Genomic DNA, 25,641 nt, shown 5'->3' on the forward strand with positions numbered 1-25,641 from the left:
GGTCCGCGCATGGCCTGGTGGGATGTCGTCGTTGCAACCGTTGCCAGGGAATTCTCCGACGTCGGCGACGCCGAGCAGTTCACGCGGCTGGCGGTGCGCCTGCTGGTGGCTGCCATCCTGGGCGGCATCCTCGGGCTGCAGCGCGAGCGCCACGGCAAGGCCGCCGGCGTGCGCACCCACATGCTGGTGGCGCTCGGCGCGGCCCTGTTCGTGCTGGTGCCACAGCAATGGGGCATGGACGAGGCCGACCTGAGCCGCGTGATCCAGGGCGTGGTGGCCGGCGTGGGGTTTCTCTGCGCCGGCAGCATCCTGAAATCGGATGACGACCACGTCCGCGGCCTGACGACGGCGGCCGGCATCTGGCTCACGGCCGCGATCGGCGTCGCCGCCGGCCTGGGCCGCGAGATGACCGCGGCGCTCAGCGCGCTGCTGGCGCTGGCGATCCTGTCCATGGAGGGCCCGCTGCGGCGGCTGGCCGGCCGCAGCGGGAAGGACAACGAGGATCCGGGCTAGGATCGCTGCCTGTGCAGCCCGGCGCCGCCGGGCGCGCCACAACGAGGAGACAACATGCTCAAACTCCATATCGGCAACAAGAACTACTCGTCCTGGTCGATGCGCCCCTGGGTGCTGATGAAGCAGGCGGGGATCCCGTTCGAGGAATGGCGGGTGCGTTTCGACTCGTTCGAGCCGGACTCGACGTTCAAGCAGACGCTGCGCGCCCTCACACCCGCCGGCAAGGTTCCGGTGCTGGTCGACGACGGGCTGGTCGTCTGGGACACGCTGGCGATCGCCGAATACCTGAACGAGCAGTTTCCGGACCGCCAGCTGTGGCCGGCGGACAGGCAGGCCAGGGCCCGCGCCCGCAGCGTCTGCGCCGAAATGCATTCGGGCTTCGCCGCGCTGCGCGGCACCTGCCCGATGAACATCGAGGCGTCGATCCCGCAGGTCGGCCCGCTCGCGATGCGCGACAACGCGGCCGTCAGGAGCGACGTGGAGCGCATCTTCTCGATGTGGACCGAGCTGCTGCAGCAGCATGGCGGGCCGATGCTGTTCGGCGCGTTCAGCATCGCCGACGCGTTCTTCGCGCCGGTGTGCATGCGCTTCCGCACGTACGGGTTCGAGCTGCCGCCGCACATCGGCGACTACGTGGAGCGCGTGCGCGCGCTGCCCGGCGTGAAGGCGTGGATCGACGACGCGCTGGCGGAGCACGACTTCCGCGAGTTCGAGGAGCGCTACCGCCTCGCGCCGCACTGGGCGCGCTGAGAAAGCCGACAGCCGGACCCGGAAGCCGTCCGGCTGTCCGCTCCCGCTTTCAAGGTCCCGCCGCCGCTACACTGCCCCGATGCGAACGTACATCGTCGGCGGCGCGGTGCGCGATGCCCTGCTGGGCCTGCCGGTGAACGACCGCGACTGGGTCGTCGTCGGCGCCACGCCGCACGAGATGATCGCCGCCGGCTACCTGCCGGTCGGCAAGGACTTCCCGGTCTTCCTGCACCCGGAAACGCGCGAGGAACACGCCCTCGCCCGCACCGAGCGCAAGACCGCGCGCGGCTACCACGGCTTCGCCTTCCACGCCGAGCCCGACGTGACGCTGGAGCAGGACCTCGCCCGGCGCGACCTGACGATCAACGCGATGGCGCAGGACGAACACGGGCTGGTGATCGACCCGTACGGCGGCCGCGCCGACCTGCAGGCGCGCACCCTGCGGCACGTGACCGACGCCTTCCGCGAGGACCCGGTGCGCATCCTGCGCGTCGCGCGTTTCGCCGCCCGCTTCACCGGCTTCAGCCTCGCTCCCGAGACGCTGGCGCTGATGCGCGAAATGGTCGCCGCCGGCGAGGTCGACGCCCTGGTCCCCGAGCGCGTCTGGCAGGAGCTCGCGCGCGGGCTGATGGAGGAGCGGCCTTCGCGCATGTTCCAGGTGCTGCGCGACTGCGGCGCGCTCGAGCGCCTGCTGCCCGAGGTGGAGAGGCTGTGGGGCGTGCCGCAGCGCCCCGAGTACCACCCCGAGATCGACACCGGGCTGCACCTGATGATGGTGCTGGACATGAGCGCCCGCCTGGCGGCGCCGCTGCCGGTGCGTTTCGCGTGCCTGACCCACGACCTGGGCAAGGGCACGACGCCGGCGGACGTCCTGCCGCGCCACATCGGCCACGAAGAGCGCAGCGCCCGCCTGCTGCGCGGCGTGTGCGAGCGGCTGCGCGTGCCGGTGGAATGCCGCGAGCTCGCCGACGTGGTGGCGCGCGAGCACGGCAACATCCACCGCAGCGGCGAGTTCGCGGCCGCCGCCGCGGTGCGCCTGCTGGAGCGCTGCGACGCGTTCCGCAAGCCGCAGCGCTTCGATGCGATCCTGCTGGCCTGCGAATGCGATGCCCGCGGGCGCCTGGGGCTGGAAGAAGCGTCCTATCCGCAGCGGCCGCGCCTGTTGCAAGCGCTCGCCGCTGCGCAGGCGGTCGACACACGCGCGATCGCCGCTTCCGCGCAGGAGCAGGGCATCGCCGGGCCGCGCATCGGCGAGCTGATCCACCAGGCCCGCGTCGAGGCCGTCGCGTGCACTAGCCCTTAGGTCCGGCCGGCGCATCGGCGCCGTTGGCCAGCAGCGCCAGCGCGGCATAGTCGCCCACGCGCTCGCCGAGCCCCGCCGCCACCAGCTCGCAGCCGGCCGTCAGCGCCGGAAAACGCGACGACACCTCGTGCTGCAGGCGCGGCAGCAGGAATTCGCTGTTGTTGGTGAAGACGCTGCCGCCCAGGCTGATGCGCTGCAGGTCGAGCGTCGCCGTCAGGTTGTACAGGGCGCGCCCCATCACGCGGCACAGGCCGGCGACGACCGTCTCCGCCGGAGCGTCGCCGGCCCTCGCCCGCTGCAGCACCGTGGCCGCGTCCACGCCGAAGCGCCGCTCGATCGCATTGCCCGCCACCAGCGCCTCCACGTCGCCGACGTTGCCGCAGCCGCACAAGGCGTCGTCGTTGTCGGACACGAACATGTGTCCCGCGTGGCCGGCATTGCCGTTCTTGCCATGCAGGAGCCGCCCGTCGACGCACAGGCCGACGCCGATGCCCGTGCTCCAGGTGACGTACGCGCAGTGGTCGTAGCCGCGCAAGGCGCCCCAGCGCCGCTCGGCCTCCAGGGCCGCGACGCAGTCGTTCTCGATGCGGACCTTCGCGAACCGCTCGCGCAGCGGCGCCTCCAGCGGCGCGGTGATCCAGTCGTTCGGCAGTCCGCGCTCGGGCCCGGCGATGCCGCCGCAGATGTTGGGCGCCGCCAGTTCGATCAGCCCGTCGCGCATCACGAACGGGCCGGCCGACGAGACGCCCGCCCGCTGCACCGTCTGCGGCGCGACGCCGATCTCGGCGCACGCCTCCTCGACGAGGCGCACGATCTGGCGGGCGAGCGCGTCGCTGGCGCCGGTCCTGGCGGTCGGTTCGCTGCGCCGGGCGAACAGCGCCAGCCCGCTGCCGCTGCTGAGGCTCACCGCCACCTTGGTCCCGCCGATGTCGATGCAGGCATCCATGCCGCAGCCCCTCAGAGAAGTCTGGAGATCAGTCCCGCCGCCAGGCTCAGCAACACCGTGGTGGTGAGCGGAATGAACCAGTCGCGGCCGAACAGCCTGAAGCGGAAATCGCCGGGCAGCTTGCCGAAGCCCAGGCGCTGCAGCAACGGACTGAACCAGTTGATGAGCATCAGGGCCAGGAAGATGACGATGATCCAGCGAATCATCCGCCGAGTCTAAGCGCCGATCAGAGCGTGTGGGTGCGGTCGCCTTCGCGAAAGCCCACCGCGTCCCAGAAGTCGCCGCGGTGCAGCGCGACGACCTTGAACAGTTCGCCCATCTCGTGTTCCGCGATGAGGCGCTGGCCGGCGACGCGCCCGCCCAGGTCCGCCGACGCCAGCATCTCCGCCAGGCCACAGTTGACCAGAAACCGCGCCTGCGTCGTGTAACCCAGCACCGACAGGCCGGTGTCCTGCGCCGCGACCGCGACGCCGGTGAAGTTCACGTGCGCGGTGATGTCCTTCGTGCCCACGTCGGCCAGCGGATCGGCATCGGCCAGGTGGCCGCGGTGACACATCAGGGTGCCCATGTGGCGCTGCGGGTGGTAGTACTCGCGCTCGGGGAATCCGTAGTCGATGAAGAACGCGGCCCCTTGCACCAGTCGGTCGGCCAGCGTCCGGATGAACGCCTCGGCCTGGGGGTGAATCTCGGTGACGTAGTCGTGCGTTCCCTCGGGCTCCACCGGCGGGCGCAGGTCCGTGACGCGGTCCTCCCACGCCAGCGCATCTTCGCCCGCCAGCGCCACGCCACGTTCGTGCCACGTGCCGTTCACGCGCGCCAGCAGCTTGACCGGCATCGCGTCGAGCACCTCGTTGCCGACCACGACGCCGCGCATTTGCGCCGGCAGCTCGCCGGCCCAGCGCACCTGTCCGGCATAGGCCGCGAGCGTCGTCTGCTGGCGTGCCCGCAGGCTGCCGGACAGGTCGACGATGGTGTAGCGGCGCACCTTGCGCCCGAGCGCCTGCAGCAGTTGCAGCGCCAGCGCCCCGGAGCCGGCGCCGAACTCCCACACTTCGTCGGTACCGGTGGCCCGCAGCGCCTCGGCGACCTGCACCGCGAGGGCCTTGCCGAACAGCGGGCTCATCTCGGGCGCCGTGACGAAGTCGCTGCCCGAAGCCGGCAACTGGCCGAACTTGCGCGAGTCGTTGGCGTAATACCCCAGGCCCGGCGCATACAGCGCGAGCGCCATGAACCGGTCGAACGGCAGCCAGCCGCCGGACCGCTCGATCGACTGCCGGACCAGGGCCAGCACGGCCCTCGTTACACTGTTTGCTTCTGTCGCCACCGCCGGATTGTCCCCGAATGAGCGAGCCGCCCCGCCCCCGCACCGCGCTGGTCACCGGATCGGCACGCCGGCTCGGCCGCGACGTCGCGCTGGCACTGGCCGCCGCGGGCTGGCAGGTGGCCATCCATTACCGCGGATCGGCGGTGCAGGCCGAGGAGACGGTGGCCGACTGCCGCCGGCTCGCACCCGGCCTCTGGTTCGAGGCGTTCCAGGCCGACCTCGCCGACGAGCTGCAGGCGCGCGAGCTGCTGCCGCGGGTCGCCGCCCGTTGCGGCAGCGTCCACGCCGTGGTCAACAACGCATCGGTTTTCGAGCACGACGACGCGCAGAGCTTCGGCTACGACTGCCTCGTGCGCCACCTGGCGACCAACACCGCCGCGCCGGTGGTGCTCGCCCAGGCCCTGCACCGCCACGTGCAGGGGCGCTCCGGCGACGGCGTGGTGGTGAACCTGCTCGACCAGAAGCTGTGGAACCAGAACCCCGACTTCCTCAGCTACACCTTGTCCAAGGCGGCGCTCGAAGCGGCCAATACGGCGCTTGCGATGGCGCTCGCGCCCCTGGTGCGCGTGGTCGGCGTCGCCCCCGGCCTGACGTTGACCAGCCACATGCTGACGCAGGAGAAGTTCGAACAGCTGCATCGCATGGCGCCGCTGGGACGCTCCTCGACGCCGGCGGACGTCGCGCATGCCGTGCGATTCGCGCTGGAGAACCAGGCGATCACCGGAACGACGCTGCTGGTTGACGGCGGCCAGCACCTGATGAAGCAGGATCGCGATTTTTCAGTCATGTGACTTTGGGGTCAGATCACGATTTCGGACGAGGTGGTTCAGGCAGGCGCGGTGGCTCAGAATTGTGCTCTGACCCCAACCGATCAAGAAAGCGAGCACCGATCAGCGATGTCCAAAGGCACCCAGATCCTCCAGCTGACCGGCCTGCGCTTCGACGCCAACCTCGGCATCCTCGACCACGAGAAGACCGCGCCCCAGCCGATCCAGGTCGACGCCGAGCTGAACCTCGGCGCGCAGCCGCTGGAGCCGCGCGACGACGACATCCTGCACGTGCTCGACTACCGCAAGGTGCGCAAGATCATCATCGACGAGTGCACCGCCGAGCACGTCAATCTGCTGGAGAGCCTGATCGGCAAGCTGGCGCAGCGCCTGATGCAGCTGCCCGGCGTCGTCGGCGTGCGCGTGCGCATCGCCAAGCTCGAGATCTTCGACGACTGCGAAGTGGCGATCCGGGTCGAGGCCGGCCTGTGGTGAGCGCCGGATGAACCTCGCGCTGTCCCTGCAACGCGTTGCACTGTGCGACCCGCGTCGCCCGGCGCTGTTCGAAGGCGAGCGGCAGGTGCGCGACTACGGCGAGCTGGCCGACCGGGTGGCCAGGCTGGCCGCCGCCTTCCGCCAGCATGGCCTGGCGCCCGGCGAGCGCATCGCCATCTTCATGCGCAACCATCCCGCCTACCTGGAGCTGCTCTACGGCGCCTGGTGGGCCGGCCTGGCGGTCGTGCCGATGAACGCCAAGCTGCACCCGCGCGAGGCGCAGTGGATCCTGGACCATGCGCAGGCGAGCTGGGCCTTCGTCACCCCCGACATCGGCGCCGGCCTCACCGCGCCGGGGCGCGTCATCGACGCCACCGGCCCTGGCTACGAAGCGCTTTTCGCGGCCGCGCCGTGCGAGATGGTCGCCCGCGCGGGCGAGGACCTGGCCTGGCTGTTCTACACCAGCGGCACCACCGGCCGTCCCAAGGGCGTGATGCTGAGCCATCGCAACCTGATGACGATGGGCCTCACGTACTTCGTCGACGTCGACCCGGTCGAGCCACGCGACGCCATCCTCTATGCCGGCCCGATGTCGCACGGCGCCGGCCTCTACGCCATCCCGCACGTCATGGCCGGAGCACGCCACGTCGTGCCCGCGTCCGGCGCCTTCGATCCGGCGGAGATCTTCGGCCTGGCCGCCGGCGTCGGCCGGCTGTGCCTGTTCGCGGCGCCGACCATCGTCAACCGCCTCGTGGGGCACGCGCAGGCGACCGGCGCCGACTGCGGCGGCTTCAAGACCATCGTCTACGGCGGGGCGCCGATGTACACGGCGGATGTCGAGCGCGCGATCGAGGTGATGGGTCCGCGCTTCGTCCAGATCTACGGCCAGGGCGAGAGCCCGATGGTGATCACGGCCCTGGCGCGCTCGCACCTGCTCGATGCGGCGCACCCGCGGCACGCGCAGCGGCTGGCGTCGGTCGGCGTGGCCCAGACGCCGGTGGAAGTGCGCGTGACCGACACCGAGGGCCGACCCTTGCCCGTGGGGGAAATCGGTGAAGTGCTGGTGCGCGGCGACACCGTGATGACCGGTTATTGGCGCGACGAGGCCGCCACGGCGGCCGCGATCCGCAACGGGTGGCTTTTCACCGGCGACATGGGCGCGCTCGACGCTGACGGTTTCCTGACCTTGAAGGACCGCAGCAAGGATGTCCTGATCAGTGGCGGCTCCAACATCTACCCGCGCGAAGTGGAGGAAGTGCTGCTGCTCGCTCCCGGCGTCGCCGAAGTCGCGGTGGTGGGCGCGCCCGATCCCGAATGGGGCGAGGTCGTGGTGGCGTTCGTCGTGCCGCAGGCTGGCCACGCGCCGCCCGAACCGGCGGCGCTCGACGCGGTGTGCCTGGACCACATCGGCCGCTTCAAGCGGCCCAAACGCTATGTCTTCGTCGATGCGCTGCCGAAGAACAACTACGGCAAGGTGCTGAAGGCGGCGCTGCGCGAGCGGCTGTCTGCGCACTCGCAGTAAGTCAAACCCCTATCCCGACAGCTTCAAAACACGTATAGCGCTTCCTCCTGCCCGACCGATGTCAAGGACATTGACTCGGAAGGCAGACGATGGAAGACGCAAGCATCGCCCCGCGGCCCGTGGCCGGCGCGGCGACGACGGTTCCGGCGGGACTCGCCATTGGCCCTGATTCGGCCTATCTCTTCGTCGCGGCAGCACCACCGCCACCGCCCTCGCCCCTGGCGTCGACCATCGCGGCCCTGCTCACGGGCGAGAAATGGAACGGCGTCGATCCGCACACGGGCAAGACCGTCATCAGCTATTCGTTCGCCGGCGAGACCTCTTCCTACTCCTATTCGGGAGCCGACTGGAACTCGTCGTACGCGGGCACGATGCGCCCGTTCTCGGACGCGGACCGCGTGGTGACCCGCCAGATCCTGGACACCATCGAGGCGGTGGCGAACGTGCAGTTCGTCGAGGTCCCCGACACCTACGATCAGGTGGGCCTCGTGCGCTATGCCTACTCCTCCGTCGTGCAAAGTCACGCCGGCATGGCGGGCATCGCCTTCTTTCCCGGCACGGACCCGTCCGCCGGCGACGTGTGGATCTCGACGGAGATATCGGGCGGCATGTGGGACTTCTTCCGGCCGAGCGTGATCCTGCACGAGACGCTGCACGCCATCGGCCTGGAGGACACCGCCGGCTCCGGCATACCGGCCAGTGCGAACATCATGCCGAACACCGTGATGAGCTACGCCACCATGGCCGGGGCGGTACGGGGCTTCCTGGCTGCCTACCCTGCCGAGCCGATGCCTTTCGACGTCGCCGCGCTCCAGTTGCTGTACGGCGCTGCGGCGACGAACGCCGGGGACACGGTGTATGACGTCTCCGCGCCCGGCTTCCGGACGTTCCGCTCGCTGTGGGACGCAGGCGGCACGGACACGGTCGACGCCAGCCGGGTCAAGAGCGCCGTCGACATCGATCTGACGCCTGGCGCGCGCAGCAAGATCGGCTTCGGGATCGGCGCCCAGGGTCACTTCGACGGGGGCGGCTTCCAGCAGGCGTTCCACAAGGACACCCTGGGCATCGTGCAGGGCGCGATCATCGAAAATGCCATCGGCACCGCACTGGCGGACACGCTCACGGGGAACGCGGCCGACAACCGGCTGGCAGGCGGCGCCGGCAACGACACGCTGCGAGGCGGTGCCGGCAACGACACCTTGCTCGGGCAGGCCGGCAACGACTGGCTGGACGGCGGAACGGGCGACGACACGGCCGAATACGAGGGCCCGCGCGCCCAGTACGTCGTCAGCCGCGCCGGGGACGGTTTTTCCGTCAAGGACAAGAACGGCGGCGTCGACACCCTGGTCGGGGTGGAACGCCTGGTGTTCAGCGACGCGCGCATGGCCCTGGACCTGGGCGACAGCGCCGGCACCGCGGCCAAGCTCGTCGGCGCGGTGCTCGGCGCGGCCGCGGTACGCAATGGCCCTTACGTCGGCGTGAGCATCGGGCTGCTCGAAGGCGGCATGACGGCGCACGAACTGGCCCGGGTGGGCCTGGATTACGTGCTCGGTCCCCGGGCGGACGACGCCTCGGTGGCGCAGCTGCTGTCGGCCAATCTGCACGGCGGCCCGGCGGCGGCCGGCCAGTACCTCGCATGGTTGCAGCAGGGCACCTACAGCCAGGAGGATCTGGTGCAGGCCGTCGCGCAGTCGGTGGAAAACAAGGCCAACATCGATTTCGTCGGGCTGGCGCAGGGCGGGCTCGATTACTTCGGGTGACGGCCTGCTACCCGCGCTGCGCGATCTCCCGTTCCAGCCGCTGACGCTCCTCGATCTCCTGCGCGAGCAGCGCTTCCACTTCCGCCAGTTCCTCGCTCGCCTCCGCCACGTTGGCGGCGGCCGCGCCGTTCTGGTCGATGGCCTTGCGCACGTCGCCCACCTTGTGCTGCGGCGGCAAGGCGCGCTCCAGGATCGTCGTCGTCAGTTGCAGTTCGGCTCCGGCGAGTTCGAGCTCCTGCCGGGCCACGCGGGTCTTTTCCCTGGCTTGCTGGATCGGATGCTTGCTGATCCGGTCCGTCCCGTTCGGCATCATGGTGCCCCTTGTTCGAGTGGTTCCGGAAACGAAAATAGCTGTGCTCGGGCGCGCTACGTGTCGGATGAAACCGTTCAGCAACGCCGGAGCAAGCCGCAGCCGGGCTACGGCGCGGGTCGCGGCGCCGCGGGGACGCCGACCGCGCCCAGGAAATCCAGGAACGACGGCATGTCGGACTTCGGGATCGCGGCGTCGGCACCGAGCGCGAGGCAATGGCGGTGGATGCCGGGGGTGACGTAGTCGCTGAGGACCACCACCTTGCGCGAGTCGGGCCGCTGCCGGCACTTCTTGATGACGCCGAAGCCCGTGCCCTGGTCGAGGACGAGATCGGCGATCAGAAGGTCCCAGGCCCGGGGGTGCTCCTCCAGCCAGAAGTTCGCCTCCGCTTCGGTGCCCGCGGTGCCGACGACGCGGAAATTGCCCACGCTGTGCAGGAGATCCTCGAGGACGGAGCGCAGGTGTGGCATGTCCTCCACCAGGAATACCCGCACCGGCTCGATTGCCATATGTCTCCAGGAAAGGTTGTGGGGAATTTGCGGGCAGGACGACTCTCGGCCGGCGTCCTGTGCCTCGCGTGAAACGTACCGAACGGGGCATGGTAGCCCAGATCCCCCCGGCGCAGGGGTCCGGCCGCGCTGCCAACGTGGCTTCGCCGTCCGGCCCGCGCGGGGGAGGCCGATGCGACAATCCGCACCATGAGCGCCGTCTGGAACGAAGAAAGTCGCCCGCTGCCGCTGGAGCGGGAGCACCGCCTCGAGCGCGAGGCCCACAAGCTGGAAAAGCGCCTGTGCCGCCTGGTGGGCCAGGCCATCGGCGACTACAACATGATCGGGCACGGGGACAAGGTGATGGTGTGCCTGTCCGGCGGCAAGGACTCCTACGCCTTGCTGGACATCCTGCTGAAGCTCAAGGCGCGGGCCCCGGCCGACTTCGAGCTCGTGGCCGTCAACCTCGACCAGAAACAGCCCGGCTTCCCGGAACATGTGCTGCCCGAGTATCTGACGCGGGTGGGCGTGCCCTTCCACATCGAGAACCAGGACACGTATTCCATCGTCAAGGACAAGATCGAACCCGGCAAAACCATGTGCAGCCTGTGCTCGCGCTTGCGCCGCGGCATCCTGTACCGCGTGGCGGACGAGCTGGGCGCGACCCGGATCGCGCTGGGCCACCACCGCGACGACATCCTGCAAACCTTCTTCCTCAACATGTTCTTCGGCGGCAAGCTCAAGGGCATGCCGCCGAAGCTGGTCAGCGACGACGGCCGCCACATGGTCATCCGGCCGCTGGCCTATGTCGCCGAGAAGGACCTCGTGCGCTGGGCGGAGCACCGGCAGTTCCCTATCATTCCCTGCACGCTCTGCGGCAGCCAGGAGAACCTGCAGCGCAAGCAGGTCGCGGCCATGCTGCGGGAGTGGGAACGGCAGCACCCGGGACGCATTGACACGATGTTCACGGCTTTGCAAAACATCGTGCCCTCGCACCTGGCGGATGGAACACACTACGACTTCAAGGGTCTCACCCTGACGGGCGTGGCCAGCGAAGACGGCGACCGGGCATTCGATCCACCCGATCTGCCGCCGCAGGCGAGGCTGCCCGATCTGCAAGTCATCAAGTTCTGAGCCTCGGGGAGGTCGTATGAATCGCTCGCTGTCGGGGCTGCTTGGCCTGTGCGTCGCCTGGTTGCTCGCCGGGTGCGCCAGCACGTTCCTCGTCGACAGCAACGTCCGGTCGTTCTCCAGCCTGGCGGCGCTGCCTCAGCAACCCACCTACCGCTTCGAGCGCCTGCCGTCGCAGCAGGAGCCCGGACAGGCCCAGCTCGAAGCCATGGCCGACGCCGCGCTGCACCGCGCCGGCCTGCGGCGCGACGACGCCACTCCCCGCTACGCGGTCCAGGTCTCCGGCCGGCTGCAACCGACGCTGTCGCCCTGGGCCGACCCCTGGCGCTGGGGCGGCGGCTGGGGCGTCGGTTACCACCGGCGCGGCCTCGGGCTCGGCTTCGGCGGTCCGTGGGGCGGCCTGGAATCGCCGTGGTACCACCGCGAGGTGGCCGTCGTCGTGCGGGAGCTGCCGTCCAACCGCGTCGTGTTCGAAAGCCACGCGTCCAACGACGGGCCATGGCTCGACAACCAGACCGTGTTCCCGGCGATGTTCCAGGCTGCCATGCAGGGCTTCCCGAACCCGCCGCCCGGCCCGCGCCGGGTCGACGTCCAGGTGGGCCGCGCCGCCTCCTGAGCGCCGCCGCGCGGCCAGCGCAAGCGCCGGGCTGTCCCTACAATCCGCCGATGGAAGCCACCCGCATCATTGCCGTGCGCCACGGCGAGACCGCCTGGAACGTCGCCGCACGCATCCAGGGCCAGCTCGACGTCGGCCTGAACGAGACCGGCCGGTGGCAGGCGCGGCGGGTGGGCGAGGCGCTCGCGGCCGAGGCGGTCGCCACCGTCTACACCAGCGACCTGGGACGGGCGCATGAAACCGCCCAGTCCATAGGCGCGGCCACCGGCGTGCCGGTAGTGCCGGATCCCGGATTGCGCGAGCGCTGCTTCGGCCTGTTCGAAGGCAAGACCTTCACCGAGATCGAGGAGACCTGGCCCGACCACGCCCACGACTGGCGCAAGCGCATCCCCGAGTGGCAGCCGCCGGAAGGCGGCGAGTCGCTGCTCCAGTTGCGCGACCGGGTCACTCGCACGGTGCAGGCGCTGGCGTCGCGCCACCGCGGCGAACAGATCGTGGTGGTGGCACACGGCGGCGTGCTGGATGCGCTGTACCGCGTCGCGACGCGGCAGGAAGTGAACGCCCCGCGGACCTGGGAACTGCCCAACGGCGCGATCAACCGCCTGCTGTGGACGCCCGAAGGCTTCACCCTCGTGGGCTGGTCCGACACCCAGCACCTGGACCATGAAGCCCTCGACGAAAACTCGCGCACCTGAAGCGCTCGGCCAGCTGGTCGGCCAGCCGGTGGGGGCCGTCGACACGCCGGCCCTGGTGATCGACCTCGACGCGATGCAGCGCAACCTGGTGCGGATGGCCGAGTTCGCGCGCAAGCACCACGTGCGGTGGCGGCCGCATGCCAAGACGCACAAGAGCGCTTCGCTCGCCCGGCGGCAGGTGCACGCGGGCGCGGCGGGCGTGTGCGTGCAGAAGACGGCGGAGGCCGAGGCGCTCGCCGCGGGCGGCGTCACGGACATCTACATCAGCAACGAGGTGATCGCGCCGCACAAGCTGGCGCGCGTCGCTGCGCTGGCGCACGAGCTCGCCGCCGAAGGCGGCCAGCTCGCGCTCGCCGTGGACAGCCCCGAGGGCGTGGCCCGGCTGGCGCAGGCGATGAACGACGCGCGGCACAGGCACGGCAAGCCGGCGGTGATCGACGTCTTCGTGGAAATCGACGTCGGCCAGGGCCGCTGCGGCGTGCCGCCCGGCGAGCCGGCGGTGCGGCTGGTGCACGACGTGCGCAAGCACCCGGCGCTGCGCTTTGCCGGACTGCAGGCCTACCACGGCCTGGCGCAGCACCTGCGCAGCCCGGAGGAGCGGCGCGCGGCGGTCGCCCGCGTGGTCGAACAGGTTCAGCTCACGCGCACGCTCATCGAACGGCAGGGCGTGGCGGTGGAACTCGTCACGGGCGCCGGCACCGGCAGCATGGTGTGCGAAGCCGCGAGCGGCGTGTTCGGCGAACTGCAGGCCGGCTCGTTCCTGTTCATGGACGCCGACTACGCCCGCAACGAACGCGATCCGGCCCAGCCCAACTTCGAGCAGGCGCTGTTCGTCAAGACCCAGGTCATCAGCGTGCAGCCCTGGCATGCGGTGTGCGACGCCGGCCACAAGAGCCACGCCATCGACTCCGGGCTGCCCCGCGTGCACGGCATCGCCGGCCTGGAGTACTGCAACGGCGGCGACGAGCACGGCATCCTGCGCGCCACCGGCGCTGCGAAACTGCCGCTGCTGGGCGATGCGCTGTGGCTGGTGCCCGGCCACTGCGATCCGACGGTCAACCTGCACGATTACATGATCGGCGTGGCGGGCGGGCTGCAGGCGGGCAGCGTGGAACGGATCGTGCGGGTTGACGCCAGGGGCGCTGCCACCTGAGCGCCCGGACAATGGGGCCGTGAGTCCATCCCAGGTCATCGTCCTCGCCACGCCCGTGTTCCTGCTGCTGATCGCGGCGGAAGTGGCGTGGGGCATCGCGCGCGGCCGCAACACCTATCGCCTGAACGACGCCGTGAACAGCATCGGCCTGGGCATGCTGAGCGAGATCACCAAGGTGTTCACGCGGCTGCTGCGGGTGGGCATCTACACCGCCGTGTACGCGCAGGTTTCGCTGGTGCCGCCGGAGGAGGCGAAGGCCTTCTGGAGCACCTGGTACGGCTGGCTGCTGGCGCTGCTGTTCTACGACTTCTGCTACTACTGGCTGCACCGCGCCGGCCACGAGGTGGCGATCTTCTGGGCGGCACACGTCGTGCATCACCAGAGCCAGGACTACAACCTCTCCACCGCGCTGCGCCAGACCAGTTCCGGGGCGCTGCTCGGCTGGATCTTCTACCTGCCGATGGCGCTGGCCGGCGTGCCGCCGCTGGTGTTCGGCATCGTCGCGCTGGTCGACCTGCTGTACCAGTTCTGGGTCCACACCGAGCATGTGCCCAAGCTCGGCTGGTTCGACCGCTGGTTCTGCTCGCCGTCAAACCACCGGGTGCACCACGCGGTCAACGACCGCTACCTGGATCGCAACTACGGCGGCGTGCTGATCGTGTGGGACCGGCTGTTCGGCAGCTTCCAGGAGGAAGACGAGCGCTGCGTCTACGGCACCCGCAGCCCCTTGAAGAGCTGGGACCCGCTGTGGTCCAACCTCGAGGTGTACTGGGCGCTGGCCCGCGATTCCTGGCACACCCGGCGCTGGTCCGACAAGCTGCGGGTGTGGATCAAGCCGCCCGCGTGGCGCCCGGCCGACGTGGCGACGCGCTTTCCGCGGCCGGCGTTCGACCTGCAGGCCGTGCGCCGGTTCGACCCTCCGGTGCGCCGGTCCGTGGCATGGACAGGCGCCGCGCACTTCACGCTGCTGCTGGGGGCGGTGTCCATGTTCCTGTGGCATGCGGATGGCATGGCGGCGACGCAGGCGGCCGTCTGGCTGGCGGCGCTGACGGCGGTGCTGTGGAGCATTGGCGCGCTGCTGCAAGGGCGCATCACGCAGCTGGAGCTGCTGATGCTGGAAGCGGCCGTGCTGGCGACCGCCACCAGCGCGCTGGGCCTGCTCGAGTGGCATCGCTGGTTCAAGCCGCTGGCGCTGCTGCTGGTGATGGGCATGGTCGCGGCGCAGATCCGACAAGGCCTCGGCAGCCGGCGCCAGCAGGCGCTGCTGCTCGCGGGGCTGGCGCTGTCGCTGGCCGGCGATTGCCTGCTGATGTTCGACGGGTTCTTCATCCCGGGACTGGTCGCGTTTCTCGCGGCGCACGTCTGCTACATCGCGCTGTTCAGGCAGGGCATGGGCTGGTTCCCGAGCCGCCAGGCGCTGTTCGCGACGCTCGCCGTCGGCGCCGCGATGTACGCATTCCTCTTCGTCCACCTCGGGCCGGTCCTCAAGGTGGCGGTGGGCGCGTACGTGATCGTCATCGCGCTGATGGCGGCCCAGGCGATCGGCCGTGCGACCGTGCTGCGCGACCGCGCGTCGATCGCCGTGGCCGCCGGCGCCGTCTTCTTCATGGCCAGCGACTCGCTGCTCGCCACCAACAAGTTCGCCCTGCCGCTGCCATTGGCGCAACTGTGGGTGCTGGCGACGTATTACGCGGCGCAGATCCTGATCTCTCGCCATGCGCTGGCGAGCGCGCCGGCGGCCGCGGCCGTGATCCCGGCCGCCGCGGGGCCAGAGTCGTCGTTGTCCTTGCGGACCTGATCCGGCGGTCAGCGGGTGGCGACCTGCGTCGTGTCGCTGGCGATCGTGCCGTCGATCAGTTCCACCACGCGATCGCACCGTGCCGCCAGGCGCGGATCGTGCGTGACGATCACGAACGACGTGCCCAGCTCCTGGTGCATGCGCCGCAGGTGCGCGAACACCTCGTCGGACGATGCGGTGTCGAGGTTGCCGGTCGGCTCGTCGGCGAGCACCAGCGGCGGCTGCTGCACCAGGGCCCGGGCGATCGCCACCCGCTGCTGCATGCCGCCCGACAACTGCGCCGGCCGCTTGTGCAGCGCGTCGGCCAGACCGACCGCCGCCAGCAGCTCGCAGGCCCGCTGCCGCTCGCGCGCGCTCACCCGGCCGTGCGCCATCAGCGCCGGCAGCGTCACGTTCTCCAGCGCCGTGAACGCCGGCAGCAGGTGGTGGAACTGGAAGACGAACCCCAGAGTCTGCCGGCGCCGGCGCGTGAGCTCCGCGTCGTCGAGGCCGCCCACCTCCTCGCCCTGCAGCCGGTAACTGCCCGAGGTCATGCGCTCCAGCAGCCCGACGATGTTGAGCAGCGTGCTCTTGCCGGAGCCGGACGGGCCGACCAAGGCCACGAATTCGCCGGGTGCGATGCGCAGGTTGATGCCGTGCAGCACCTCGGCTTCGTTCGGCAATCCGATGTTGTAGCGCTTGTGGACGTCGCTCAGTTCCAGCACCGGTCGGGAGTTGCCGTCCATGGCCGCGCTCACAGCCGGATCGCCTCGGCCGGGTCCATCCGTGCGGCGCGCCGGGCCGGGAAAATCGCGGCCAGCACGCCGGACACCGTCGCCAGCAGCGCGACCTGCAAGGCCGTGGCGGGCGGCAGGCTGATCGAAAACAGCGGCAGCCCGTCGGAGCCGCGCACGAAGTGGGTGAAGACCCAGATCATGACGACCGCCAGCAGGACGCCGATCAGCGAACCCAGCGCGCCGAGCACGGCGCCTTGCACCAGGAAGACACGCACGATCTGCGACCGCGTGGCGCCCATCGCCCGCAGGATGCCGATCTCGCGCCGCTTCTGCACCACCGACACCACCAGCACGCTGGCGATCCCCAGCACGACGACCACCAGCACCACGGCGCGGATCAGGGTCGTGCTGACCGACTGCGCGTTGAGCGCCGATACCAGTTGCGCATTGGCCTGCTGCCAGGACTCGACGTCGTACGGCAACTGCCGCTGCAGGTCGCGCGCCAGTGCGTCGGCCGTCCAGACGTCGTGCACCGTGAGGTCGATGCTGGTCGCGCCGCCGGGCAGCCCGAGCAGGTTCTGCGCCAGGCGCAGCGGCACGATCACGGTGCGCCGGTTCAGGTCGCGCACGCCGAGGTCCACCAGCGCGGTGATCCGCACCGGCTCGGCGATGCTGCCGGTGAGCACCGTCACCCGATCGCCAGGCCGCACGCCCAGGTCGGCGGCGAGCTCGCGGCCGACGACCGCGTCCCCCGGCGCGAGCCGCGCCTGCCCGGCGACCACCTTGCTGCGCAGGCTGACGATGCGGTCGTAGCGGTCCAGGTCCACGCCCAGCAGCGCGATCGCCTGCGTCGCCTCGCCGCGCAGCGCCAGGCCGCTGCCCGACACCATCGGCGAGACCGCCGCGATGCCGTCGCGCCGCTCCAGCAGCGGCACCAGCGCCTGCCAGTTCGCGATCGAGCGCGGCCGCTGCTCGCGCGCCTGGACTTCGGACATCACCCTGGTGTCCGCCGCCGGCGGCCGCGCCGGCAGCACCACGTCCTCCGGCGCCCGCACGGTGACGTGCGCCTGGGCGCCCAGCGTCTTGGTCAAGGTGTTGCCCTGCAGGCCGTTGATCAGCGCGGTGATGTAGGCGATCACGGCCACGCCCGCCGCGACGCCGACGATGATCAGGAGGGTCTGCATGCGGCCTTCGCGCAGGAACCTGAGCGCGACGCGGCGCTCGAAACCGAGCCAGCCGCCAAGGAGCGGCGGACGCTCAGCGGCCGAGGTTGCCAAGCATCGACCCCATGTCGTCGCGCGCGCCGCCGCCCGCGCGATCCTGGCCCGGCTCCCAGGGGACGACGGCGGGCCGCACCTTCTCGCCGGGCGCCAGGATGCCCCGGCGCAGCACGCGGTCGCCGGCGGCCAGGCCCTCGGTCACTTCGGCAGCATCGAGGGTGCGCAGCCCCAGCCGCACCCGGCGCTCCTGCGCGCGCCCGTCGGCCAGGACCAGCACGCTCTCGGCGCCATCGCTCCCAGTCGCGCGCAACGCGCTGAGCGGCACGACCAGCGCGCGCTCGCGCCGGCCGGTTTCGACGTCGACCGACAGCGTCATGTCCTCGCGCAGGAACGCGGGCGCCTCGCGCTGCAGCGCCAGCTTCACCTCGACGGCGCCGCGCTGCGCATCGACGGCCGGTGCGATGGAAAGCACGCGTGCCGGGAACGGCTGTCCGGGGAATGCATCGGCCACCACCAATGCCGGCTGCCCGACCTGCAACTGGTCGAGGAAACGCTCGTCCACCGGCGCCACGAGCTGGGTCGGGCCCTCCAGCGCGAGACTCAGCAGCGCCTTGCCGGGCTGCACGATCTGGCCCGGCTCCACCTGCCGCGCCAGCACCCGCGCAGCCGCAGGCGCCAGCACGTCGGCCTGCGCCAGCCGCACTCGCGCCGCCTGCGTGGCCGCCTGCGCCAGGGCGAGCTGGGCCTGGGCCTGCGCGACGTCGGTGCCGCCGTCGGCGCCGGCCTGCACCTGGGCGCGCGCGCTCGCCTGCTGCGCCTGCGCCACCTCGACGGCGCGGCGCGCTTCGTCGACGCGCGATTCGCTGACGAAGCCCTTGGCCACCAGTTGCTGTTGCCGCTCCAGCTCGGCCCGGGCGGCCCGCAGGGTGGCCTCGGCCTGGTCCAGGGCCGCGCGGCTGGCGGAGCGGCCGGTGCTGCGCAGGCCGGCAAGCCGAGCCCGCGCCTGGCGCTCGCTGGCCGCGGCTTGCGCCACGGCCGCGCGCAATTCATCGGATTCCAGCCGCACCAGCTTCTGCCCCTGCCGCACCCGCGCGCCTTCGTCGACCAGCACCTGCGCCACCCGGCCGGTGATGGTGCTGCCGACGTCCACCCGCGACAACGTCGCCACGCGCGCGGAGAACCGCAGCGTGCGCAGCAGCGGCCGCGGCTGCACCTCGACGACGTCGGCCGGCACGCCGCGCGTGGTGAAGGCGACATAGGCCAGCCCCATCAGCACGGCGAGTGCGGCGATGATCCAGAACCAGCGGTGCTTCATGGGGTGCGGACCGGCTAGCCTTCGAACAGGCCGCCGTTCGCCTGCGGCGGCGTCACGCCCAGGTGACGGAAGGCCGCCAGCGTGGCGATGCGCCCGCGCGGCGTGCGCTGCAGGTAGCCTTGCTGGATCAGGTAGGGCTCGATCACGTCCTCGATCGTGCCGGCTTCCTCGCCGATGCTGGCCGCGATGTTGTCCAGGCCGACCGGGCCGCCGTCGAAGCGGTGGATCACCGCTTCGAGCAACTTGCGGTCCATCACGTCGAAGCCCTGCGGGTCGACGTCGAGCATCGCCAGCGCCAGCCGCGCGATCTCCTGCGAGATGTGCCCGCTGCCCTTGACGTCGGCGTAGTCGCGCACCCGGCGCAGCAGCCGGTTGGCAATGCGTGGCGTGCCGCGCGAGCGCTTCGCGATCTCCATGCCGCCGGCCTCGTCCATCGGCGCCTTCAGCAGGCCGGCACTGCGCGTCACGATGCGGGAGAGTTCCTCGGCCGTGTAGAACTCCAACCGCGCGACGATGCCGAAGCGATCCCGCAGCGGGTTCGTCAGCATGCCGGCGCGCGTCGTGGCACCGACCAGCGTGAACGGCTGCAGTTCCAGCTTGATCGAGCGGGCGGCCGGGCCCTCGCCGATCATGATGTCGATCTGGTAGTCCTCCAGCGCCGGGTACAGGATTTCCTCGACCACCGGCGACAACCGGTGGATCTCGTCGATGAACAGCACGTCGTTCTTCTCGAGGCCGGTCAGCAGCGCGGCCAGGTCCTTGGGCTTTTCCAGCACCGGGCCCGAGGTCTGGCGCAGATTCACGCCGAGCTCGTGGGCGATGATGTGCGAGAGCGTCGTCTTGCCCAGGCCCGGGGGCCCGAACAGCAGCACGTGGTCCAGCGCCTCGCCGCGCTTGCGGGCCGCGCCGATGAAGATCTCCAGCTGTTCGCGGATGCGCGCCTGGCCGACGTACTCATCGAGCAGCTTGGGCCGCAGCGCCTTCTCGATCGCCTCTTCCTGCGGCGAGGCCGGCGCCGCGGAAACGACGCGGCGCGGCGGCGGGATCTCGAAATCGTCGGTGGTGATGGTCACAGCTGCCCGCTCACTTGGCCAGCGCCTTCAGGGCGAGCCGGATGCCCTCGGCGACGCCGACGTCCTTGGGCAGCGATTTGAGCGCGGCCGCCGCTTCCTTGTCGCTGTAGCCCAGCGCCACCAGCGCCTGCACGATGTCGGCGCCTTCATCGGTGCGGGGCGCGGCACCCGGCAGGCCGAGGTCGGCGCCCAGCTTGCCCTTGAGTTCCAGCAGCAGGCGCTCGGCGGTCTTCTTGCCGATGCCCGGCACCTTCACCAGCCGTCCCGAGTCCTGCGCGGTGATGGCCTGCGCGATGTCGCCAACGCTCATGCCCGAGAGCACCGACAGCGCGGTGCGCGGGCCGACCCCGGCGATCTTGATCAGCTGGCGGAAGGTGTCGCGCTCGCCGGGCGACGCGAAGCCGTAAAGGATCTGCGCGTCCTCGCGCACGACGAAGTGCGTCAGCAGCGTCACGCGCTCGCCGACGCCGGGCAGGTTGTAGAAAGTGCTCATCGGCACGTCGACCTCGTACCCGACGCCGTTGCAGTCCACCAGCACCTGCGGCGGGTTCTTGTCGCCCAGCGTTCCCGTCAATTTGCCTATCATGGGGTCCCCGGCCCCTCGGGCCGTATCGGTTGTCCCGGGATTATCGACTTGATTCTCAAACACACCTTCCCCTCGGCCAGCAACACGCGCCTGGCGCACCTGTGCGGCCCGACCGACGAACACCTGAGGACGATCGAGCTGGCGCTGCAGGTCACCATCGGCCACCGCAACGAGCACTTCAGGGTCGAGGGCCCCAAGGCCCAGGCGCAGCGGGCGCTGGAGGTGCTGCAGGCGCTGTACGAGATGGCCGGACGGCCGATCGCCCCCGACAAGGTGCAACTGATGGTCGCCGCCGAATCGGGGCTGGGCGAGGACGAGGCCGGCGCGCAGGTGCTGCACACGCGGCGCACCGACCTGAAGGCGCGCACGCCCAACCAGAGCGTGTACCTGGACAACATCGCCAACCACGACATCACCTTCGGCATCGGTCCGGCCGGCACCGGCAAGACCTACCTGGCGGTGGCCTGCGCCGTCGACGCGCTGGAGCGCAGCCAGGTCCAGCGGATCGTGCTGACGCGGCCGGCCGTCGAGGCCGGCGAAAAGCTCGGTTTCCTGCCTGGCGACCTCACCCAGAAGGTGGACCCGTACCTGCGGCCCTTGTACGACGCCTTGTACGACCTGATGGGGTTCGACAAGGTGGCCAAGGCCTTCGAGCGCAACGCGCTGGAGATCGCGCCGCTGGCTTTCATGCGGGGCCGCACGCTGAACAACGCGTTCGTGATCCTGGACGAGGCGCAGAACACGACGCCCGAGCAGATGAAGATGTTCCTCACCCGCATCGGCTTCGGCTCGAAGGCCGTGGTGACCGGCGACATCAGCCAGATCGACCTGCCCAAGGGCAACCTCTCGGGACTGGTGGAAGCCGAGCGCATCCTGCGGCGCGTGAAGGGCATCGCCCACACCCATTTCACCAGCGCCGACGTGGTGCGGCACCCCCTGGTGGCGCGCATCGTCGACGCCTACGACGCGGCGCGCAAGAGCCCGAATGCCAAGTAGGCCCGGCGTCGCGCGAGCCACGGCCGCGGCCACCCCGCCGCCGCTGGAGCTGTCCCTGCAATTCGCCCGCTTCCCCGGCGCCGCCGCCCATCGGGCCGCCTTGCCGGCCGCGCGCGTGCGGCGCTGGATCGCCTTCGCGCTGGCGCGGCCCGCGGAACTGTCGGTGCGCGTCGTCGGCGAGGAAGAAGGGCGGGCGCTGAACCTGCAGTACCGGGGCAAGGATTACGCCACCAACGTGCTGACGTTCGACTACGGCCTGGAGCCGGTGGTGATGGCCGACCTGGTGCTGTGCGCGCCGGTGGTCGAGCGGGAAGCCAAGGAGCAAGGCAAGACCTTGCAGGCGCACTACGCGCACTTGCTGGTGCACGGCGCGCTGCATGCGCAGGGCTGGGACCACGAGACGAACGAGCGCGACGCGCTGGCAATGGAGGCGGCGGAAATCCTGCTGCTGGGGGCGCTGGGGTTTGCGAATCCGTACTGACAACCCAACAACCGAACGCAGAAGCCGCAAAAGAGTCGCAAAAGCCGCAAAGAATTCAGATTTGAATGCTGTCTTTTCTGCGGCTTCTGCGTAGCCTTCGCGGCTTCTGCGTCCGGCTGTCCGCTCCCGCTCCCGCTCCCGGCTTCAGTTCACCCGCAGAGGAATCGTCACCGGCCCGTCGTTCACCAGCTGCACCTGCATGTGCGCCGCGAACTCGCCGGTCCGCACCACCGGATGCAGCGCGCGCGCCTGCGCCACGAAGTAGTCGTACAGCCGCCGTCCCTCGTCGGGCGCCGCCGCATTGGTGAAGCTGGGCCGGTTCCCGCCCGAGGTGTCGGCCGCCAGCGTGAACTGGCTGACCACCAGCAGCCCGCCGCCGATGTCCTGCACGCTGCGGTTCATCTTCCCGTTCTCGTCGCCGAAGATCCGCAGCTTGAGGATCTTGGCCAGCAGCTTGTCGGCCTGCGCCTGCCCGTCGCCACGCTCCGCGCAAACCAGCACCAGCAGGCCGGCGCCGATCTCGCTGACCGTCGCGCCGTCCACCGCCACGCGCGCCTGGCTCACGCGCTGCACGACGCTGATCACAACATGTCCTCCTGGTCCTGGGTATGCGCCTCGACGTCGCTGGGCAGCAGCTGGATCGTCGCGCGCAGGCCGGGCACGGCGCTCATGAGCGCCTGCTCAACGGCGGCGCGCACCGCGGCCGCCCGTCCCAGCGTCCAGCTCGCCGGCATGTGCATGTGCAGGTCGACGAAGCGGCGCTGGCCGGAGCGGCGCGTGGAGATATGGTCGAAGCGGATCGTGTGGTGCTCGAACTCGCGCAGCGTCTTCTCGATGTCGGCCATCACGTCCGGCTCCACCGCGTTGTCCATGAGGCCCTGCGAGGACTTCCACACCAGCGAAGCGCCCTCGCGCAGGATGTTCAGCGCCACGCCGATCGCCACCGCGGGATCGAGCCAGTTCCAGCCGGTGAGCGCGACGAGGCCGACGCCGGCCACGACGCCAGCCGAGGTCCACACGTCGGTCAGCAGGTGCCTGGCGTCGCCCTCCAGCGCGATGGACCGGTGATGGCGCGATGATTTCAGCATCGCCCAGGCCAGTGCGCCATTGAACGCGGAGGCGACCACCGACAGCGCCAGGCCCCAACCGAGCTGCTCCAGCGGCTGCGGCGCCAGCAGGCGCTGCACGGCGGCCCAGATGATCGCGCCGGCGGCCACGATGATCGCCAGCCCCTCGAACGCGGACGAGAAATACTCCGCCTTGTGATGGCCGTAGGGATGGTCCTCGTCGGCCGGCCGCAGGGCGATCTTCACCATCAGCAGAGCGAACACGGCGCTGGCCAAGTTGACCAGCGACTCCATCGCGTCGGAGAGCAGGCCCACCGAACCGGTGATCCACCATGCCAGCGTCTTCAGTGCGATGGTGAGCAGCGCGACCCCGATCGAGACCCGCAGCAGCAGCGACGGAGACAGTTCTTTCACGGCGAGGCCCATGGCTCGATTGTGCTGCAAGCGCCGTGGCGCCCTGCGTGCAAGAATCCGCGCCATGCCGCGCCCCAGTCTTCGCCACATCGCCGCCGCCGCCGCGTGGCTGGCCCTGGCGGTGCTCGGCTGCGTGGCGCTGGCGCGCGGCGAACTGGCCCGCCTGCGCGAGGCGTTCGAGACCGACGCGCGCATCGTGCACCGCCTGCTGAGCCAGCGCGCCGTGCAGCACGACGCCGTGCTGGCGACGCTGGCGCTGCTGCAGCCCGCGGACGGCGCCGGGCGGCCCGAGCAGCGTCTCGCGTCGGTGTACCCGCAGATCCTCGGCATCGAGCGCCGAGCGGCGGGCGCGGCCTGGTCCAACCCCCGGCTGGCGGCGGCCGAGGCGCAGTCCCGCTCGCGGCGGCTGCCGGTGCTGGCCGGTGCCGAGCTCGCCGCCTCGCGCTACCAGCTGGTGCTGGCCGCCGAGCCGGCCAGCTTTGCCCTGAACATGGACCTGCGGGCGGCCGTGCCCTGGGCGGAATGGCCGATGGCCGTCGACCGCAGCCCGGTGCGCGTGACGCTCGAATACGCCGGTCAGCAGTTCCTGGTGCAATCCGGCCGCATAGCCGACGGCGGCTGGCGCTTCGATTTCCGCAAGCAGCTGGCCACCGACAGCCAGCCGTTCGACGTGGTCGCGGCTCGGCAGGTCGGCTGGTCCGAGCTGCCGTGGGTCTGGATGGCCGCCTGGTGCCTGGCGGTCACGCTCGCCGCCGCCGCCGTGCTGGCCCTGTCGCGCGCGCGCGGCGCCCGGCAGCGCGCCGAGGAACTGGTGCGGCTCGGGCGCGTCGGCCGGCTCAATGCGCTGGGCGAACTCGCCGCCGGCATGGCCCATGAACTGAACCAGCCGCTCACGGCGGTGCTGGCCAACAACCAGGCGGCCAGCCGGCTGCTGCAGCAGGACCCGCCGGATCTCGCGACGGCACGCACGGCGATCGAGCAGGCGGTGCAACAGAGCCGCCGGGCGACCGAGGTGATCGGGCGGCTGCGCCGAGCCGTGGAGCGGCCCGGCGTGGCCGGCCAGATGCAGCCCGTGCCGCTGCAGGACGCGATGCGCAACGTGCTGTACCTGCTGGAGCCGGAGTTCAAGCGCTGCCAGCTGGCGCCCCGGCTGCAGGCGGACGCCGCCGCCGTCGTGATGGCCGAACCGGTGGCGCTGGAACAGATCATCTACAACCTCGTCACCAATGCGCTGCAGTCGCTGGAACAGGTGCCGGCGGGACAGCGCGAACTCACCGTGGAACTGGCGCGCCGTGCCGACATGGGGGTGCTGACCCTCACCGACAGCGGCGCCGGCATCGCCGCCGAGGCGTTGCCGCGCGTGTTCGAACCCTTCTTCAGCACCCGCGCCAATGGGCTGGGCCTGGGCCTGAGCCTGTGCGAAACGCTGGCGCAAGGCATGGGCGGCGCGCTCGCGGCCGAACGGCGCGAGCCGCGCGGCGCCCGCTTCCGGCTGTCCCTGCCGCTGGCGCCGGCATGAACCAGCCGTTGTCGCCGCTGGTGCACCTGGTCGACGACGACGAGGCCGTGCGCAGCAGCCTCGCCTTGCTGATCGCCACGATCGGGCTGCGGGTGCAGCCCTGGGCCGATCCGCAGGCGTTCCTGGCCGGCTTCGACCGGCAGGCGATCGGTGCCATCGTGCTGGACCTGCGCATGCCGGGCATCGGCGGACTCGCGGCGCTGGAGACCCTCGCTGCCCAAGGAGTGGACCAGCCCGTGATCATGCTCACCGGCCATGGCACCGTCGACCTGTGCCGGCGCGCATTCAAGGCCGGCGCCGCGGAGTTCCTGGAGAAGCCGGTCGAGGATCAGGTCCTGCTGGAAGCCCTGCAAGGCGCCATCCGCCAGCATGTGCGGTCGCGCGAAAGGCTGGAGGCCGGACGCGAGGCACGCGAGCGCTATGCCCACCTGTCGGAGCGCGAACGCGAGGTGCTCGGGCTGATCGTCGCCGGCCTGACCAACAAGGACATCGGCCGGGCGCTGGAGCTCTCGCCCCGCACCGTGGAAACGCACCGGGCGAACCTGTTCGCCAAGCTCGGCGCCGAATCGCTGGCCCAGTTGATCCGGCAGTATGCAGCGCTGGTCGACGAGATGGACGGTCCGTAGTTCTACGGAGCGGCGCGCGTAGCGGCACGAATGGTCGGGGGCGCTGCCGATTTCTAC

28 protein-coding genes are annotated in these 25,641 nt (G+C 70.7%); 16 read left to right on the plus strand and 12 right to left on the minus strand.

Going from position 1 to position 25,641, the window contains the following annotated elements:
* Positions 1–9 precede the first annotated feature (9 nt).
* From RAMLITH_RS12220 to RAMLITH_RS12230, 3 genes are all read left to right on the plus strand, one after another.
* Positions 10–513: an MgtC/SapB family protein gene (locus RAMLITH_RS12220; RefSeq protein ID WP_168107675.1), complete on the plus strand. Its 504-nt coding sequence runs from the start codon at positions 10–12 to the stop codon at positions 511–513.
* A gap of 54 nt (positions 514–567) precedes the next feature.
* A complete protein-coding gene (locus RAMLITH_RS12225) occupies positions 568–1,263 on the plus strand; it encodes a glutathione S-transferase family protein (protein ID WP_168107676.1) in 696 nt (231 codons plus the stop codon).
* 79 nt (positions 1,264–1,342) lie between these two features.
* Positions 1,343–2,566, plus strand: coding sequence for a multifunctional CCA addition/repair protein (locus RAMLITH_RS12230; RefSeq protein WP_168107677.1), 1,224 nt, complete (start codon positions 1,343–1,345; stop codon positions 2,564–2,566).
* Here the strand turns inward: RAMLITH_RS12230 and RAMLITH_RS12235 are convergent.
* The 3 genes from RAMLITH_RS12235 to RAMLITH_RS12245 are packed head-to-tail and all read right to left on the minus strand — an operon-like array spanning position 2,556 to position 4,803.
* A complete protein-coding gene (locus RAMLITH_RS12235) occupies positions 2,556–3,512 on the minus strand; it encodes an ROK family protein (RefSeq protein WP_168107678.1) in 957 nt (318 codons plus the stop codon). The genes RAMLITH_RS12230 and RAMLITH_RS12235 overlap by 11 nt on opposite strands.
* A gap of 11 nt (positions 3,513–3,523) precedes the next feature.
* On the minus strand, positions 3,524–3,718 hold the full coding sequence (locus RAMLITH_RS12240) for a DUF2905 domain-containing protein (protein ID WP_168107679.1): 195 nt from the start codon (positions 3,716–3,718) through the stop codon (positions 3,524–3,526).
* 20 nt (positions 3,719–3,738) lie between these two features.
* A complete protein-coding gene (locus RAMLITH_RS12245) occupies positions 3,739–4,803 on the minus strand; it encodes a class I SAM-dependent methyltransferase (protein ID WP_337786143.1) in 1,065 nt (354 codons plus the stop codon).
* Positions 4,804–4,853: 50 nt separating this feature from the next.
* Here RAMLITH_RS12245 and RAMLITH_RS12250 point away from each other — a divergent pair, with 50 nt between their 5' ends.
* From RAMLITH_RS12250 to RAMLITH_RS12265, 4 genes are all read left to right on the plus strand, one after another.
* Entirely contained in the window at positions 4,854–5,627 is a 774-nt protein-coding gene (locus RAMLITH_RS12250) for an SDR family oxidoreductase (protein ID WP_168107680.1), read from the plus strand.
* Between the two features lie 105 nt (positions 5,628–5,732).
* Positions 5,733–6,098 (plus strand): dihydroneopterin aldolase, encoded by a 366-nt coding sequence (locus tag RAMLITH_RS12255; RefSeq protein ID WP_168107681.1) that lies wholly within the window; start codon positions 5,733–5,735, stop codon positions 6,096–6,098.
* A gap of 7 nt (positions 6,099–6,105) precedes the next feature.
* Positions 6,106–7,620: an AMP-binding protein gene (locus RAMLITH_RS12260; RefSeq protein WP_168107682.1), complete on the plus strand. Its 1,515-nt coding sequence runs from the start codon at positions 6,106–6,108 to the stop codon at positions 7,618–7,620.
* 89 nt (positions 7,621–7,709) lie between these two features.
* The gene (locus tag RAMLITH_RS12265) at positions 7,710–9,380 is read left to right on the plus strand and encodes a M10 family metallopeptidase (RefSeq protein ID WP_168107683.1); all 1,671 of its coding nucleotides are present in this window, start codon (positions 7,710–7,712) and stop codon (positions 9,378–9,380) included.
* A 7-nt stretch (positions 9,381–9,387) separates the two neighbouring features.
* Here RAMLITH_RS12265 and RAMLITH_RS12270 read toward each other — a convergent pair whose 3' ends face one another.
* Together RAMLITH_RS12270 and RAMLITH_RS12275 are read right to left on the minus strand one after the other, a co-directional pair.
* A complete protein-coding gene (locus RAMLITH_RS12270; RefSeq protein ID WP_168107684.1) occupies positions 9,388–9,693 on the minus strand; it encodes a hypothetical protein in 306 nt (101 codons plus the stop codon).
* 104 nt (positions 9,694–9,797) lie between these two features.
* Positions 9,798–10,199 carry a response regulator gene (locus tag RAMLITH_RS12275; protein ID WP_168107685.1) on the minus strand — a complete coding sequence of 134 codons (402 nt, stop codon included), beginning with the start codon at positions 10,197–10,199 and terminating at the stop codon, positions 9,798–9,800.
* 189 nt (positions 10,200–10,388) lie between these two features.
* On the opposite strand from RAMLITH_RS12275, the gene ttcA reads away from it, so the two are divergent.
* The 5 genes from ttcA to RAMLITH_RS12300 are packed head-to-tail and all read left to right on the plus strand — an operon-like array spanning position 10,389 to position 15,571.
* The gene (gene ttcA / locus RAMLITH_RS12280) at positions 10,389–11,312 is read left to right on the plus strand and encodes a tRNA 2-thiocytidine(32) synthetase TtcA (protein ID WP_168107686.1); all 924 of its coding nucleotides are present in this window, start codon (positions 10,389–10,391) and stop codon (positions 11,310–11,312) included.
* 16 nt (positions 11,313–11,328) lie between these two features.
* Positions 11,329–11,925, plus strand: a complete 597-nt coding sequence (locus RAMLITH_RS12285; RefSeq protein ID WP_168107687.1) for a DUF4136 domain-containing protein — start codon at positions 11,329–11,331, stop codon at positions 11,923–11,925.
* A 50-nt stretch (positions 11,926–11,975) separates the two neighbouring features.
* Positions 11,976–12,620: a histidine phosphatase family protein gene (locus RAMLITH_RS12290; RefSeq protein ID WP_168107688.1), complete on the plus strand. Its 645-nt coding sequence runs from the start codon at positions 11,976–11,978 to the stop codon at positions 12,618–12,620.
* The gene (locus RAMLITH_RS12295; RefSeq protein ID WP_168107689.1) at positions 12,589–13,773 is read left to right on the plus strand and encodes a DSD1 family PLP-dependent enzyme; all 1,185 of its coding nucleotides are present in this window, start codon (positions 12,589–12,591) and stop codon (positions 13,771–13,773) included. Before RAMLITH_RS12290 ends, RAMLITH_RS12295 begins: the two co-directional genes overlap by 32 nt.
* Positions 13,774–13,792: 19 nt before the next feature.
* A complete protein-coding gene (locus tag RAMLITH_RS12300) occupies positions 13,793–15,571 on the plus strand; it encodes a lysoplasmalogenase family protein (protein ID WP_168107690.1) in 1,779 nt (592 codons plus the stop codon).
* Between the two features lie 8 nt (positions 15,572–15,579).
* Here the strand turns inward: RAMLITH_RS12300 and RAMLITH_RS12305 are convergent, their stop codons facing one another.
* The 5 genes from RAMLITH_RS12305 to ruvA are packed head-to-tail and all read right to left on the minus strand — an operon-like array spanning position 15,580 to position 20,481.
* The gene (locus tag RAMLITH_RS12305) at positions 15,580–16,296 is read right to left on the minus strand and encodes an ABC transporter ATP-binding protein (protein ID WP_168107691.1); all 717 of its coding nucleotides are present in this window, start codon (positions 16,294–16,296) and stop codon (positions 15,580–15,582) included.
* Positions 16,297–16,304: 8 nt separating this feature from the next.
* On the minus strand, positions 16,305–17,564 hold the full coding sequence (locus RAMLITH_RS12310; protein ID WP_238344140.1) for an ABC transporter permease: 1,260 nt from the start codon (positions 17,562–17,564) through the stop codon (positions 16,305–16,307).
* Complete coding sequence (locus tag RAMLITH_RS12315) at positions 17,545–18,822, minus strand: efflux RND transporter periplasmic adaptor subunit (RefSeq protein WP_168107692.1); 1,278 nt, start codon at positions 18,820–18,822, stop codon at positions 17,545–17,547. The genes RAMLITH_RS12310 and RAMLITH_RS12315 overlap by 20 nt, the downstream gene beginning before the upstream one ends.
* 14 nt (positions 18,823–18,836) lie before the next feature.
* Positions 18,837–19,895 (minus strand): Holliday junction branch migration DNA helicase RuvB, encoded by a 1,059-nt coding sequence (ruvB, locus tag RAMLITH_RS12320; protein ID WP_168107693.1) that lies wholly within the window; start codon positions 19,893–19,895, stop codon positions 18,837–18,839.
* Positions 19,896–19,905: 10 nt separating this feature from the next.
* Positions 19,906–20,481 (minus strand): Holliday junction branch migration protein RuvA, encoded by a 576-nt coding sequence (ruvA, locus tag RAMLITH_RS12325; protein ID WP_168107694.1) that lies wholly within the window; start codon positions 20,479–20,481, stop codon positions 19,906–19,908.
* A gap of 48 nt (positions 20,482–20,529) precedes the next feature.
* Here ruvA and RAMLITH_RS12330 point away from each other — a divergent pair, with 48 nt between their 5' ends.
* Together RAMLITH_RS12330 and ybeY are read left to right on the plus strand one after the other, a co-directional pair.
* Complete coding sequence (locus tag RAMLITH_RS12330; protein WP_168107695.1) at positions 20,530–21,477, plus strand: PhoH family protein; 948 nt, start codon at positions 20,530–20,532, stop codon at positions 21,475–21,477.
* Complete coding sequence (gene ybeY / locus RAMLITH_RS12335) at positions 21,467–21,958, plus strand: rRNA maturation RNase YbeY (protein ID WP_168107696.1); 492 nt, start codon at positions 21,467–21,469, stop codon at positions 21,956–21,958. Before RAMLITH_RS12330 ends, ybeY begins: the two co-directional genes overlap by 11 nt.
* Positions 21,959–22,102: 144 nt before the next feature.
* On the opposite strand, the gene dtd is transcribed toward ybeY, so the two are convergent.
* Both dtd and RAMLITH_RS12345 read right to left on the minus strand, forming a co-directional pair.
* Positions 22,103–22,543, minus strand: a complete 441-nt coding sequence (gene dtd, locus RAMLITH_RS12340; RefSeq protein ID WP_168107697.1) for a D-aminoacyl-tRNA deacylase — start codon at positions 22,541–22,543, stop codon at positions 22,103–22,105.
* Positions 22,540–23,451: a cation diffusion facilitator family transporter gene (locus RAMLITH_RS12345; RefSeq protein WP_168107698.1), complete on the minus strand. Its 912-nt coding sequence runs from the start codon at positions 23,449–23,451 to the stop codon at positions 22,540–22,542. The genes dtd and RAMLITH_RS12345 overlap by 4 nt, the downstream gene beginning before the upstream one ends.
* Positions 23,452–23,503: 52 nt before the next feature.
* Between RAMLITH_RS12345 and RAMLITH_RS12350 the strand changes: the two genes are divergently transcribed.
* Both RAMLITH_RS12350 and RAMLITH_RS12355 read left to right on the plus strand, forming a co-directional pair.
* Positions 23,504–24,958 carry a sensor histidine kinase gene (locus RAMLITH_RS12350; protein WP_168107699.1) on the plus strand — a complete coding sequence of 485 codons (1,455 nt, stop codon included), beginning with the start codon at positions 23,504–23,506 and terminating at the stop codon, positions 24,956–24,958.
* Positions 24,955–25,584 (plus strand): response regulator transcription factor, encoded by a 630-nt coding sequence (locus tag RAMLITH_RS12355; protein ID WP_168107700.1) that lies wholly within the window; start codon positions 24,955–24,957, stop codon positions 25,582–25,584. Before RAMLITH_RS12350 ends, RAMLITH_RS12355 begins: the two co-directional genes overlap by 4 nt.
* Positions 25,585–25,641 lie beyond the last annotated feature (57 nt).

Source organism: Ramlibacter lithotrophicus (assembly GCF_012184415.1).
Classification (GTDB): domain Bacteria; phylum Pseudomonadota; class Gammaproteobacteria; order Burkholderiales; family Burkholderiaceae_C; genus Ramlibacter; species Ramlibacter lithotrophicus.

Excerpts from the sequence above, each read along its gene's own strand:
- RAMLITH_RS12220 (WP_168107675.1), top strand. The coding sequence starts at position 10 with ATGGCCTGGTGGGATGTCGTCGTTGCAACCGTTGCCAGGGAATTCTCC.
- RAMLITH_RS12225 (WP_168107676.1), top strand. The coding sequence starts at position 568 with ATGCTCAAACTCCATATCGGCAACAAGAACTACTCGTCCTGGTCGATG.
- RAMLITH_RS12230 (WP_168107677.1), top strand. The coding sequence starts at position 1,343 with ATGCGAACGTACATCGTCGGCGGCGCGGTGCGCGATGCCCTGCTGGGC.
- RAMLITH_RS12235 (WP_168107678.1), bottom strand. The coding sequence starts at position 3,512 with ATGGATGCCTGCATCGACATCGGCGGGACCAAGGTGGCGGTGAGCCTC.
- RAMLITH_RS12240 (WP_168107679.1), bottom strand. The coding sequence starts at position 3,718 with ATGATTCGCTGGATCATCGTCATCTTCCTGGCCCTGATGCTCATCAAC.
- RAMLITH_RS12250 (WP_168107680.1), top strand. The coding sequence starts at position 4,854 with ATGAGCGAGCCGCCCCGCCCCCGCACCGCGCTGGTCACCGGATCGGCA.
- RAMLITH_RS12255 (WP_168107681.1), top strand. The coding sequence starts at position 5,733 with ATGTCCAAAGGCACCCAGATCCTCCAGCTGACCGGCCTGCGCTTCGAC.
- RAMLITH_RS12260 (WP_168107682.1), top strand. The coding sequence starts at position 6,106 with ATGAACCTCGCGCTGTCCCTGCAACGCGTTGCACTGTGCGACCCGCGT.
- RAMLITH_RS12265 (WP_168107683.1), top strand. The coding sequence starts at position 7,710 with ATGGAAGACGCAAGCATCGCCCCGCGGCCCGTGGCCGGCGCGGCGACG.
- RAMLITH_RS12270 (WP_168107684.1), bottom strand. The coding sequence starts at position 9,693 with ATGATGCCGAACGGGACGGACCGGATCAGCAAGCATCCGATCCAGCAA.
- RAMLITH_RS12275 (WP_168107685.1), bottom strand. The coding sequence starts at position 10,199 with ATGGCAATCGAGCCGGTGCGGGTATTCCTGGTGGAGGACATGCCACAC.
- ttcA (WP_168107686.1), top strand. The coding sequence starts at position 10,389 with ATGAGCGCCGTCTGGAACGAAGAAAGTCGCCCGCTGCCGCTGGAGCGG.
- RAMLITH_RS12285 (WP_168107687.1), top strand. The coding sequence starts at position 11,329 with ATGAATCGCTCGCTGTCGGGGCTGCTTGGCCTGTGCGTCGCCTGGTTG.
- RAMLITH_RS12290 (WP_168107688.1), top strand. The coding sequence starts at position 11,976 with ATGGAAGCCACCCGCATCATTGCCGTGCGCCACGGCGAGACCGCCTGG.
- RAMLITH_RS12295 (WP_168107689.1), top strand. The coding sequence starts at position 12,589 with ATGAAGCCCTCGACGAAAACTCGCGCACCTGAAGCGCTCGGCCAGCTG.
- RAMLITH_RS12305 (WP_168107691.1), bottom strand. The coding sequence starts at position 16,296 with ATGGACGGCAACTCCCGACCGGTGCTGGAACTGAGCGACGTCCACAAG.
- RAMLITH_RS12315 (WP_168107692.1), bottom strand. The coding sequence starts at position 18,822 with ATGAAGCACCGCTGGTTCTGGATCATCGCCGCACTCGCCGTGCTGATG.
- ruvA (WP_168107694.1), bottom strand. The coding sequence starts at position 20,481 with ATGATAGGCAAATTGACGGGAACGCTGGGCGACAAGAACCCGCCGCAG.
- ybeY (WP_168107696.1), top strand. The coding sequence starts at position 21,467 with ATGCCAAGTAGGCCCGGCGTCGCGCGAGCCACGGCCGCGGCCACCCCG.
- RAMLITH_RS12345 (WP_168107698.1), bottom strand. The coding sequence starts at position 23,451 with ATGGGCCTCGCCGTGAAAGAACTGTCTCCGTCGCTGCTGCTGCGGGTC.
- RAMLITH_RS12350 (WP_168107699.1), top strand. The coding sequence starts at position 23,504 with ATGCCGCGCCCCAGTCTTCGCCACATCGCCGCCGCCGCCGCGTGGCTG.
- RAMLITH_RS12355 (WP_168107700.1), top strand. The coding sequence starts at position 24,955 with ATGAACCAGCCGTTGTCGCCGCTGGTGCACCTGGTCGACGACGACGAG.